Below are 12,867 nucleotides of genomic sequence, written 5' to 3'. Positions count from 1 at the left end.
CCGTAAAGCCGTACTTTTGTACCCTTAAAAGTTTAAGTCATGGAATTCAGAATAGAGAAAGACACAATGGGCGAGGTGAAAGTGCCTGTAAATGCCTATTATGGCGCTCAAACACAGCGCTCCATTGAAAATTTCAAGATCGCCCAGGATATCAACAAAATGCCGAAAGAAATTATCAAGGCATTTGCTTATCTGAAGAAAGCGGCTGCCATCACTAACGTAGAAGCGGGTGTGCTGCCGAAAGAAAAAAGCGATCTGATTGGTCAGGTATGCGATGAAATCCTGGAAGGTAAACTGGATGACCAGTTTCCACTGGTAGTTTGGCAAACCGGTTCCGGTACGCAGTCCAACATGAACGTGAACGAAGTGGTAGCTTACCGCGCACACGTATTACATGGTGGTCAGCTGACAGACAAAGATAAATTCGTTCATCCCAATGATGATGTGAATAAATCGCAGTCTTCCAATGATACCTTCCCTACTGCCATGCACATTGCTGCTTATAAAATGCTGCAGGAAGTAACTATTCCCGGCATTACAAAGCTGCGCGATACCCTCGCTAAAAAAGCAGCAGCATTTAAGAATGTAGTGAAAATAGGTCGTACCCACTTCATGGATGCTACCCCACTTACACTTGGTCAGGAAATTAGCGGCTATGTAGCACAGCTGAACCATGGCTTAAAAGCGATCAACAATTCACTGGCTCACCTGAGTGAACTGGCACTGGGTGGCACTGCAGTTGGTACTGGCATCAATACACCTAAAGGATACTCTGAAAACGTGGCAAAAAATATTGCACTGTTAACCGGACTTCCTTTTATCACTGCTGAAAATAAATTTGAAGCATTGGCAGCACATGATGCTATCGTAGAAGCACATGGCGCACTGAAAATGGTAGCGGTAAGTTTAATGAAGATAGCCAACGATATCCGCATGCTGAGCTCCGGCCCACGCGCAGGTATCGGCGAAATTCACATCCCTGACAATGAGCCGGGTTCTTCTATTATGCCAGGCAAAGTAAACCCCACCCAGTGCGAAGCGCTCACCATGATTGCTGCACAGGTAATGGGTAACGATGTGACCATCAGCATTGGCGGTTCTAACGGACACTTCGAACTGAACGTGTTTAAACCAGTGATGATCTTCAACTTCCTGCATTCTGCCCGCCTGATCGGTGACGGTTGCGTAAGCTTCAACGACAAATGCGCTGAAGGTATCGAACCTATTGAAGCCAACATCAAAAAACATGTGGAAAATTCCCTCATGCTGGTAACTGCATTGAACACCAAAATCGGCTACTATAAAGCAGCTGAAATTGCGCAGAAAGCCCATAAGGAAGGAACTACCCTCAAAGAAATGGCCGTGAAACTGGGTTACGTAACCCCGGCTGAATTTGATGAATGGGTAGTGCCCGCTCACATGGTAGGAGAAATAAAGTAAGCTATTAGCTTTTAGTGAAATGCAGCGAGGATTAGAAGTATATAAACTACTTTTATCCCGCTGCATTTTTATTTTTACTAACCGGCAATACCTAACAGCTCCATGGATATTCTCTTTTATAGTGCCCAGGCTTACGATATAAAGTATTTCAATCAGGCTAATCAGCAGGGATCGCATTGCTTTCGTTTCCTGGATGCCCCGCTGAATGAAGATAATACTGCATTGATAAAGGAAGAACAGGCGATTTGCATATTTGTAAATGATAAAGCAGATGCCACTGTCATCCACATATTGAAAGAGAAGGGTATAAAATTAATTGCCCTGCGTTGCGCCGGCTTTAATAATGTAGACCTCAAAGCCGCTGCAGCTGCCGGTATTAAAGTGGTACGTGTACCTGCTTATTCACCACACGCGGTGGCAGAACATGCGGTAACCTTACTGCTGGCGCTCAACCGGAAAATATATAAATCGTATAACCGTGTACGTGATGGTAACTTTACGCTGAACGGACTGGAAGGATTTGATCTCTTTGGCAAAACTATCGGGGTAGTAGGTACCGGTAATATAGGCGCCGTATTTTGCCGCATTATGCAGGGCTTTGGCTGCAAGGTATATGCTCATGACATTTACGAACAACCCGCCTTGCAGGAAGCAGGTGTGGAATATGTATCTATGGCCACTGTTTTTTCAAAGGCAGATGTGATATCACTACATTGCCCGCTGTTGGAAAGTACCCGCCATATTGTGAATGCACATACCATTGCCACCATGAAACCCGGCGTAGTATTGATTAATACTAGTCGTGGCGGATTGATTGACACCAAGGCAGTAGTGGAAGCGCTCAAAAACGGGCATATTGGGGCACTGGGAATAGATGTATATGAACAGGAAGAACACCTGTTTTTTCAGAATTTTTCCGGCAGTATTATCCAGGATGATGTGCTGTCAAGATTAACCACTTTCCCCAATGTAGTGGTAACCGCCCACCAGGGATTTTTTACGAAAGAAGCATTAACACAGATTGCAGAGGTAACGTTAAACAATATACGTAGTTTCGATAAAGGGGAAGACCTCTTAAATGAGGTGAAGTAGCGTAGTAACGATCGTACGTAAACTCAGGATAATGATGAGGATACCTACCATGATCATGAGAGGTTTGCGTTTAATTTTTCTTACCAGCACCGCCGCAAAAGGAGAAGCAATTACGCCGCCAATCACCAGGCCTACAATCACCTGCCAGCTGGAGATGCCTGTAAATATCAGGAAGGTTGCTGCACTGGAAAGGGAGATGAAAAACTCAGCAGCATTCACAGAGCCAATGGTATAATGTACGGTACGGCCCTTGCTCAATAAGGTAGAGGTAACAATCGGGCCCCAGCCTCCGCCACCAATAGCATCCATAAATCCACCCATAAAAGCCAGTGGTCCCAATCTTTTTGTTTTGCTTTTCCGCTTGTTTTTCTGGATGCCTTTCCGGATCACGATAATACCCAACACAAGTAAATAAGCACTGATAAAGGGTTTTATCACATCGCCATCTATCTTGTCGGATAAGAGATAAGCGCCTGTAATGGCGCCAATCATGCCTGGAATCAGCAGGCATAAAAATAGTTTTTTGTTCACATTTCCCAGCTTGAAATGAGCAAACCCCGATGCTCCCGTGGTAAATACTTCAGCTACATGTACGCTGGCGCTGCTCACAGAAGGAGATACACCCAGACCCAACAGCAGGGACGAGGAAGTAGCGCCGTAAGCCATACCCAATGCTCCATCTACCAGTTGCGCACACAGGCCAACAATAATATAAAACAATAACTCTGTTGTAAACAGCGATTCAATGAACTGGTATACTTTGCCCTGAACAGCAGTGGGCACCTGGTATCGATACAGCACCACCAATACAATGACCACGATCAGCGATAGGCCGGCAATCTGCCACCATTTGTAGGAGGACTGCTGCTTTGCTGCTACTGTGCCTGCTACGGCCGTTGATCGTGTAGTCATATCAGTTACATTGAGAGGTGAAAAAAAAGCAGCGATGCAGATATTTCATCTGCATCGCTGAAATAATTACTTGTTAATCTTCTTGAAAACATTATCATACGTTACCGTTAAGTAGTACAATCCGCCGATAGTGGGACCACCTACATACTGGAAGTATTTAGAATTCAGGATGTTGGAGGCTCCCAGTTTAAAGGAGGTATTGATCTTTGGTACGCGATAGGTAATCTGTGCATCTACGGTGTTGTATGCAGGTACATCGCCGTTACCAAAGAGGTTCTGCCAATAGAACGTATTCTGCCAGTGCCATACCACGTTAAAGCCAATATTCTTCACTACGTTACGGTTACCCAGACTCACGTTGGTAAACCAATCAGGCGTATTAAAACCAGGAATCAACGCATCGTCTTTAGTTTTATCCTGGGCCAGTTTATTGTAGTTGGCATTACCACTTACGGTGTAGCCTTTATAGATATCGTAGGTAACCGCCAGGGCAAATCCGTAGTTGTTTACGGTAGATTTACTGTTCGTCCAAACGCGGTAGCGGTCTTGTTGTGCCTTGTCGAGCATCTGGTTCAGCACTGTCTGATCAGGTGTGTTTACGTTACCGGTTTTGGGTACTACTGCTTCTATTTGTCCGATGAAATGTTTGTAGGAGCTATAATAACCATCCAGATCCACAAACAATCTGTTGTCCAGCAATACGGCTTTATAACCTGCTTCGAATGAAGTGATCTGTTCCGGAACGATAGGATCCAGGTTAGCAACTTTCAATACACCAGCATTTTTTGCAGCAGCAGCATCTTTGGAGATGTGTTCTGCATTGATGGTTTTATTTACCGCTACACCAAACGCATCTACTGTGCTGGTGAGAAAGGAGTTTTTGAAGTAACCGAGTCCTTCTTCAATGAAAGCAAGACCGCCTACACGTCTTACCTGGCCGTTGTTTACGAAGGAGTAAGCTTCAAACAGGGAAGGGAAACGGAATCCATTCTGCCAGGAAACGCGGAAGTTATGTTTGTCTTTAATGCTGTAAACCGCCGCAATACGAGGGTTTATTTTACCATCGAACTGCTCATTTTTATCGTAGCGCAGGGAGCCGGTGAGCTTCAGTGCATCGTTGAAAAATGTTTTGCTGATTTGTGCAAAGCCACCATATTTTCCGTACCAGATATTTTTGCCGCCAGGTGTGTTGCGTTTATCAGCGGGACGGGAAAAATCTACGAAGTTGTTACCATCCGGGATGATTTCGTAGGTGCGGTAATCCGCGCCTACCAGTACATCGGCGAAGTGGATGTATTTACGCAGGTTCCAGGTACCTTCCGTATGGTAGAAACGGCTCCTTTGCAGGAGTGCAGCACCACCGCTGGTATTGTTAGGGTCTTTGGAAGTAGGGTAAATATCCCAGTCGTTAATGCTTTTAATTTTAGCTACCTGTGCGTCGAAGGCAGGAGTACCTGGTGTCCATCTGCCGGCATCCGCAAAGGTGCGGGCCGCCTGATGGGCTGCAACGAGGTCGGAGCCAGCTGTCAGCGCATTGTTTAAGCCGGAGGTATAATCCGCGAGCCATTTTTTATCTGGCTTGAAAGATTTTTCCAGGTTATCCGCCAGCGGGTTCATGTTGTAAGAGTCTCCGGTATTTTCAATGGAGATATAGGATCTTACGGTGAAGTCCGGGTGTACCAGTTCCAGTTTTGCATTTTGTACGGTCACGCCTCTCAGGCCGATACGGTTACCGCGTTGGAAAAATCCATCCATTTCACCATAACGGTAGGATGCAGATAACTCCAGTTTACGGGGTAAGCGGAAGTTGAAAGAGAAGTCGGCCTTTTTATTTTTTACGGTGAAATCACCTACTATATCTTTCTCCCAGTAGCCGGTACGGTGTACGTTGTAAGCGCGTCCGTCTTTGTCGATTACCTGGAGATTGGAGTTGTCCCCGTATTTATTCCATGCATCATTAGCGATATTGTTAGCTCCGCTTAGTTGCGGAAAATCAGGGTTGGCTTTTGATTGTGGGGAAAAGTCACTGTGGTTGTCTGCATACCAGTCGGTGCCCTGCATGTAGCTCAGGTTCACTTTCCAGGCAAACCAGGAAGAATAGGCCTGTGCGTAACGTACGGCCGTTTCCGTGAGTAATTTGGCGCCGCCGTTGTCACCTACATGGTTTACCGCTACTTTCTGGTATACACTTACACCCTGGTATTGGAAGGGGTTTTTGGTGATGAGGTTAGACATGCCATTAATAGCGTTCATACCGTATAGGGCGGAAGATGCGCCGGGCGTTACTTCTACGCTGGAAATATCCAGTTCCGTGGGGCCGATGGCGTTACCGAGGGGTACACCCAGTGTAGCCGCCTGGTTGTCCACCCCATCTACCAGCTGCATGAAGCGGAAGTTGTTGGGAACGTTGAAGCCACGGGTATTGAATACTTTGAAAGTCAGACCTGCAGTGGTCATTTGTACACCTTTCAGGTTGCCGAGGGCATCATAAAAGGTAGAAGACGGCGTTTCCTTCAGGGCCCGGATGTCCAGCTTTTCGATGGCTACCGGGGAGCGGAGCAGCTTTTCCTGCTGACGGGAGGCAGATACGACTACCTCATTTACCAGCAGTGATTGCGTATATAACTGGATGGCGAGTTTGCTGCTGCTGCTTTTTACATCAAATTCCTGGGGTTGATAGCCTATCAGCCTGAATACAAGTTTCAGGGGGAATTTGGCGTTGGTGGTTACTTCAAAATGGCCTTTGGCGTCTGTTTGTGAGCCAAAAGAAGTGCCTTTGATCTGAACAGATGCGCCGGGAAGGGCGTTGCCATGGTCATCTGTAATAGTGCCCTGAATTACATAGGAGCCATTGAGCTGTGCCTGTACTAGTACCGGACTGAATACCAATATTGCAAAAAGGTATTTTGCCAGTATAGGTAAGAACTTTTGCATAGTGTTGTCAACATTATAGATTCTGGAAAGATAAAATTGATAAGGGGATGTAAACCGTTGTCGTGCCTCAACATCGGGTAATACCAGCTTGTTTTGTAAAAGTCATTATCATATAGTCTATAGAATTAGTAGACAAATATAGTCCGGGTATTTTTCATTTCAAAGCAAATAGGCGTATTTATTGGAAAATTGCAGTGGGGATGATTGTAAACGCGCCGCAGCGGGCGCTTTAACCCATTGGGAATGAGGACGTACCGGGCTGGGGGCCGCATCGGAAATTTTTTTTAGCGGGAGAGGAAAGAAATCGTTTGAAGAGGTGATGATTGGGAATTATGGCCTGTCTCAAAAAAAGAAAGCGTCCGCCAACGGCGAACGCTTCTCCCTATAAATATTTATAAAAAAGTTAAACTACATGATCCTTTGCCACCGGTTGTTCTATCTCTTTAGGCTGCATATGTTTGCCGAAAAAGCGTTTCTGGAACAACAGGATAGCCACTACACCAGTGGAAATAGCCGCATCTGCTACGTTGAATACCGGGCGGAAAAACACGAAATAATCGCCTCCTTTGAAGGGTAACCACTTAGGTAAATAGCCCTCATAGATGGGGAAATACAGCATATCCACTACCCGACCGTGTAAAAAGCTGCCATAGCCACCGCCGGAAGGCATAAACTTAGCTACTTCGTAACCTACGCTGTCGTTGAAGATCAAACCATAAAACATACTGTCTATCAGGTTACCGGCTGCACCAGCCAGAATCAGGGAACCGCAGATCAGCAGGCCGGTACTATACTTTTCTTTAATAAGTTTCTTCATGTACACGAACCCTACCACTACCGCTACTAAGCGGAACATGGTAAGCAGAATCTTGCCAAAGTCGCCTCCAAACTTAAGCCCATAGGCCATTCCTTCGTTCTCGATAAAATGGATCCGGAACCAATTGGGGAAAATCACAAATTCCTGCTGCATAAACATATGCGTTTTGATCCAGAACTTCAGGGTCTGGTCAATGGCGAGGATCAGGATAACGATAAATACTACGTGACGATATTTCAACTGATATTAGAATTTTATCAAAAATAATAGTTTATTTCAAAGTCGAAGCCTGCAATATCATTATTCCTGGAAATATACCCTTTTTACCCGCTGTGAAATTCCTGTTAATATTTCATAGGGAATGGTTTCAGCCCAGGCGGAGAGCTCCTGTACTGACAAATCCTGGCCAAAAACAATCGCTTCATCCCCTTCTTCCACATCCGGAATATGTGTTACATCCAGCATCAGCATATCCATAGCTACTACGCCTACTACAGGCGCCAGTTTGCCCCGTACCAGCATTTTGCCCACACCCTTACCCAATCTTCTTGGATAACCATCGGCATAGCCGATACGCACGGTAGCCGTAACAGATGGGCCTTTGGCTACCCAGGTGGCGCCATAACCCACAGCATCGCCTGCATCCAGGTGTTTTAACTGCGCTACGGTGGTTTTCAGGGTACTCACATTACGGAGCTGATCCTGCATGCCATTACTGCTGTCGATACCATACATGCCGATGCCTAACCGCACCATATCCAGCTGTAAATCAGGATGGCGGGTAATAGCAGCACTATTGGAAATATGACGGATCACCGCATAACCCAGCGCTTTCTGCAATTCATGGCTCATATCATAAAATAACCGGCCCTGCTGCTGTGTGAACGCATCCTTCTCCGGATCTTCGCTCGCGGCCAGGTGGCTGAATATGGATTGTACTTTCATTAACGGGGTGGTCGTCAGGATCTGCGCCAATTCTGCAATTTCACTTTTCACAAAGCCCAGTCTGTGCATACCCGTGTCCAGTTTAATATGAACAGGGAAATCTGTTTTTCCTGCTGCGGTTACTTCTTCCATAAACTGCAGTAATATCTGCATGGAATAAATTTCCGGTTCCAGGTTCCAGTGAAGAATGGCGTCAAAACTGGCTGGCTCAGGATTCATCACCATAATAGGCATGGTAATACCTGCTCTCCTTAACTCCACACCTTCATCCGCATAGGCTACCGCGAGATAGTCAACGCCATGAAACTGCAGGAGGTTGGCTATCTCAAAACTACCGCTACCATAGGAAAATGCTTTCACCATGGCCATTAATTTGGTATTAGGCTTTAACAGCGACTGATACAGCTTTACGTTATGTGATATAGCGGTCAGGTTAATCTCCAGGATAGTCTGATGTGCTTTCTGCTCCAGCAGTTTGCCGATACGTTCAAACTGGAATATGCGGGAACCCTTTACCAGTATGGTTTCATTCTGGAAGTCATCCGCATTAAACTGTTGTATATATTCATCAGTAGTAGTAAAGAACTGTGTTTTCAGTCCTTCTATCTGCTGAAAGCTTTTCTTTTCACGACCAATGTTTTTACCAATGGCGAGCAATTTATTGATGCCTTTTTTCTGTAACAGATCCGCTACTTCTTCATAAAGGGTAGCATCACTCTTGCCACTTTGCAGGATATCGCTGAGAATAACGGTGCGTGTAGCGTGCTGTTGCTGCTGTTGCAGGAAGTCCAGGGCAATGGTTAAAGAGCCAAGATCCAGGCTGTAGCTGTCGTTGATAACAGAACAGTTATTAATACCCTGCTTCAGTTCCAGTCGCATAGCGATGTTGCTCAACTGATCCATCCGCTGTTGTATCACTGTTTCTTCCTTGCCCAGGTAGAGCATCAGTGCGGCGCAGTGAATGGCATTTTCAATGGAGCCTTCATCCACAAAAGGAATGGTGAAATGAAGTGGTTCCTGCTTGTACAGGGCATCTATGCGGGTATGGTTATCTTTTTTATCTACGCTGATCACGCGCAGGTCGGCATCTGTTTTCCTGGACCAGGAGAACAATTCAGGACCACCTTCCTGGTTTTCCTTTTTACCTACCTGGTTGTGAAAGGCCAGCACACACTCATTCAGGGCAAGATAATCTTTGCAGTAAATGAGGATATCGCTTTTGGCAAATAATACCAGCTTCTCATTGATCTTCTGCCGGATATTTAAAAATCCTTCACTGTGGGCTTCACCGATGTTGGTGAAAATGCCGATAGTAGGACGGATGATCTTTTCCAGGTTCACCATTTCTCCGGGTTGTGAAATGCCCGCTTCAAAGATAGCCAGCTGGTGTTCCGGCTTCATTTGCCATACCGACAAGGGTACACCGATCTGGGAGTTATAACTTTTAGGACTGCGTACAATGTTGTAATCCTTTTCCAGTAACTGGTACAGCCATTCCTTCACAATGGTTTTTCCATTGCTGCCGGTAATACCAATAACAGGGATATGAAAATGGTGACGGTGAAAGGCCACCAGTGCGTGCAGGGCTTGTAATGTATCTTTTACCAGGATGAAAGTGGCTTTTGGATATTTTTCCAGTGGCACAGGTTCACTCACAATAAAATTACTCACCCCCTTGCGGTACAATTCTTCAATGTATTGATGCGCATTGCGCCGTGGGCTAACCAAAGAAATGAACAGAGATGTTTCGGGGAAGCTGAGCTTCCTGCTGTCCAATAAAAGATGGTCAATTTCAGAAAATCCGGTCTCTTGCAACAATTCCCCTTTCAAAGTCTTGTTGATGCTTGCTGCGTTATACACGTTTATCAGGTTTGAATAATCACTTAGCGGCCGCAAAAACATTGTCTACAGCTGCTTTTTACTTCTCTTCTGCTTCCGGTAATTTTTTCTTCTCATGATAGAGAGAATAGAGGATGGAACCTCCAAGGCATAGTATAATTACGATTAACGATACATATACCGGTATGTGAATATAATACTTTGCCAATACGGGTATGTGAACGAAAGATTCTATGAGCATTTTCAGTCCAATGAAAATAAGCACAATTGCAATACCCTGAGGTAAATAATCAAATTTATCTACCGCTCCCCTCAGTAAAAAGAATAAGGACCTGAGTCCTAATACCGCAAATATATTGGAGGTATACACCACTACTGGTTCTTTCGATATGGCAAATACAGCTGGAATAGAATCCAGTGCAAATATAATATCAGTGACCGCCAGCATTACCACTACTAATGATAACGTGGTGAGATACGCCTTATTATGTTTACGAATAACAAAACGCCCTTTTGGCTCTTCTGTTGTTACCCGCATATATTTATTCATGAACCGGTAAGCAAAATTTTCTTCCGGCTTGAATTCATCGTCACTGTTGGCGGTAAACATTTTGTAACCGGTATACAGCAGAAACGCGCCAAAAATATACAGGATCCATTCGAACTGCTGTATCAGTACTACGCCCACACTGATAAAGATCGCCCTGAAAACAATCGCTAATATGATACCGATCAGTAACACCCGGGCATAGTATTCTTCTTTTATCTTAAAAAAACCAAATATGAGAATGAATACAAAAATATTATCCATGGATAATGACTTCTCCATCAGATAAGCACTCATAAAACTGACTGCCTTTTCAGAACCATCTACAATCCACATGAATCCAAAAAACAAAACGGAGAGGCCTACCCAGAAAATGCTTTGCCATAGCGCGGTTTTGATACTAGTCTTTTCGTTTTTTTTACTAAATAAACCAAGATCAAAAATTAATGCAATGACTACCACAATAAAGAATATGAGATAGGTCCATTGTATGGATGTCATGTGACGATTTTTTTTTATGAAGGAGCAAAGATAAGAAAACGACTGTTAGCATTTAGGAGTTAGCTTTTAGTGTTTCTGCCAAAGATTGTGTATAGAAACGCTAAAAGCTAATATGTTGGCGGTGTTAATCTGCGAATTTCCGTTGCCGAACAAACTGGAAAACCATTGCGAACAATAGTACCAGCCCAATAGGTACCAGGAAGCAGATCACCTGCCACTTGGTTTTTTCCTGTCTGATTTTTTCGTTATCAAGCAGGCGCAGCGTCAGTTCTTTATTGCGCGCTTCCATGATGCCACTGTTACCACTGAGGTATTCCAGGCAGTTGAGAAAAAACTCTTTATTGGCAAAGGCAAAGCCCGGGTTAAATTCGTTGATACCCATTTGTAATGGGCCTTCTTTACGGGACACAGCGTTGGCAATCAAATCACCGTCACTCACTACAATCATCTTGTTAATGGAATAGCAGGAATCTCGAAAAGCTTTGCCAGAGGCCCGTTGCAGTTCATTTACTACTGCGGGATCCTGACGGTTACGAAATAGAGAAATAAAGTGACCTTCCAGTAAAACGGCTGCCGGTAAGTATTGTTGACGGTATTCGCGGGGATTGGGTTGTGTTTTTACCACGTCCCAGCTCACTTCTGCCGGAAGGCGCATGGTGCGGCTGCTGTGAGAAGTAGTCAGCAAAATGGTTTTGTGGACTGCGTCATTTTTTATCGTGTCCATAGAACTCACAAAACGACTCAGCACCATATCCAGATTTTTTACAATAGGATGTGCTTTGGTAGGCATGAGCATCGGAAAGTAGGGAAACGGTACCGGCTGTATCTGTGGCCGGTTACCTACGTTGCCCACCACCAGTGGCACTACATCACTCTGCAGATCCATCACCAGGTCCTGGTTAATACGCACACCATAGCGGAACAGCAGGTCCTCCAGGTTTAATCCACGATCAACAGCCGCAAATTCATTATGTTGATGTAAGCTGTCCATGGTAGCGCTGGACTCATCAATAAACCACAGCACTTTACCTCCATTCATCACATATTGATCTATTTTGAGTTTGTCTGCATCGCTGAAAGCACCGGCAGGCTTGGCAAAGAGGACCACATCAAATTCGGGTGAAATAAAAGAAGCGGCCTGTAAAGTAAGTGTATCCAGTGCGTAGTTAGTTTGCAGGGTGCTCAGCGCATCATATACTTCTGCTCCTAATGATTCACCATGTCCGAGCATATACCCTACGAGTGGCTTTTCTTTTTCCTGCAATTTGCTGATGGCATTGGCAAACTGGTATTCCAGCAGAGCTTCCGAGTTGTTCATGGTTTGCAGCGGATCCTGTCCTCCCTGGTTCTTTAACAGGTTTACCCCCATCGTTTTTCCTTTGTAATGCACCAGTGCACCGGGAAAAATGAGTTTTTCCGCGAAGCCGTCATTGGCCTCCTGCTGTACTTTCATATTAAAAGGCATGATGCCCTGTGCCGTCAGTTCTCCGAGGAACTTCATACGGGCAGTATCTGTCATGCCCTGTCCGGGATTGATAAAAGTAAACCGTAAGTTTTGTTTGCCATATTCACGGAACTCTTCCAATAATTCGGTGGTGGCTTGTGCCAACTGCCGGAAGCTGGCGGGATAATCGCCTTTCAGGAAAACTTCAATATCAACCGGACTGTCCAGCTTCCGCAGCATTTGCCGCGTATTGTTGGTGAGTGTATATCTTTTTTCGTTTGTCAGATCCCATCTGCCATGAAAGTAAGCGGCTGCTATATTAATGCCCGTGAGTACCAGTATTACTGCTATTGCACGTTGTATGTATTTTTTTCGTGTAGCCATATCATTTAGTAA

At 45.0% G+C, this 12,867-nt stretch carries 8 protein-coding genes; 2 read left to right on the top strand and 6 right to left on the bottom strand.

Translation table 11 applies throughout. The features are described from left to right. The first annotated feature begins 39 nt into the window (after nt 1-39). Nucleotides 40-1,440, top strand: a complete 1,401-nt coding sequence (gene fumC / locus AC1DP6_RS00775; RefSeq protein ID WP_477023385.1) for a class II fumarate hydratase — start codon at nt 40-42, stop codon at nt 1,438-1,440. Between the two features lie 102 nt (nt 1,441-1,542). Then, a complete protein-coding gene (locus tag AC1DP6_RS00770; RefSeq protein WP_477053166.1) occupies nt 1,543-2,532 on the top strand; it encodes a 2-hydroxyacid dehydrogenase in 990 nt (329 codons plus the stop codon). Here the strand turns inward: AC1DP6_RS00770 and AC1DP6_RS00765 are convergent. The 6 genes from AC1DP6_RS00765 to gldG all read right to left on the bottom strand — a co-directional run bounded on the left by AC1DP6_RS00765 (nt 2,515) and on the right by gldG (nt 12,855). Next, nucleotides 2,515-3,444, bottom strand: a complete 930-nt coding sequence (locus AC1DP6_RS00765; RefSeq protein ID WP_477053165.1) for a sulfite exporter TauE/SafE family protein — start codon at nt 3,442-3,444, stop codon at nt 2,515-2,517. The genes AC1DP6_RS00770 and AC1DP6_RS00765 overlap by 18 nt on opposite strands. Nucleotides 3,445-3,510: 66 nt before the next feature. Beyond that, nucleotides 3,511-6,378 carry a TonB-dependent receptor gene (locus AC1DP6_RS00760; protein ID WP_477053164.1) on the bottom strand — a complete coding sequence of 956 codons (2,868 nt, stop codon included), beginning with the start codon at nt 6,376-6,378 and terminating at the stop codon, nt 3,511-3,513. A gap of 403 nt (nt 6,379-6,781) precedes the next feature. Next, nucleotides 6,782-7,435 carry a lipoprotein signal peptidase gene (locus tag AC1DP6_RS00755; RefSeq protein ID WP_477053163.1) on the bottom strand — a complete coding sequence of 218 codons (654 nt, stop codon included), beginning with the start codon at nt 7,433-7,435 and terminating at the stop codon, nt 6,782-6,784. A gap of 60 nt (nt 7,436-7,495) precedes the next feature. Continuing rightward, a complete protein-coding gene (locus AC1DP6_RS00750; protein ID WP_477053162.1) occupies nt 7,496-10,000 on the bottom strand; it encodes a bifunctional UDP-N-acetylmuramoyl-tripeptide:D-alanyl-D-alanine ligase/alanine racemase in 2,505 nt (834 codons plus the stop codon). Between the two features lie 58 nt (nt 10,001-10,058). Continuing rightward, a complete protein-coding gene (locus AC1DP6_RS00745; RefSeq protein WP_477023380.1) occupies nt 10,059-11,027 on the bottom strand; it encodes a TerC/Alx family metal homeostasis membrane protein in 969 nt (322 codons plus the stop codon). 124 nt (nt 11,028-11,151) lie between these two features. After that, a complete protein-coding gene (gene gldG, locus AC1DP6_RS00740; RefSeq protein ID WP_477053161.1) occupies nt 11,152-12,855 on the bottom strand; it encodes a gliding motility-associated ABC transporter substrate-binding protein GldG in 1,704 nt (567 codons plus the stop codon). Between the last annotated feature and the right edge of the window lie 12 nt (nt 12,856-12,867).

It is taken from the genome of Chitinophaga sp. 01L420, from assembly GCF_056399985.1.
The sequence above is the reverse complement of the archived record's forward strand: the minus strand, read 5'-3'. Positions and strand labels throughout refer to the sequence as shown.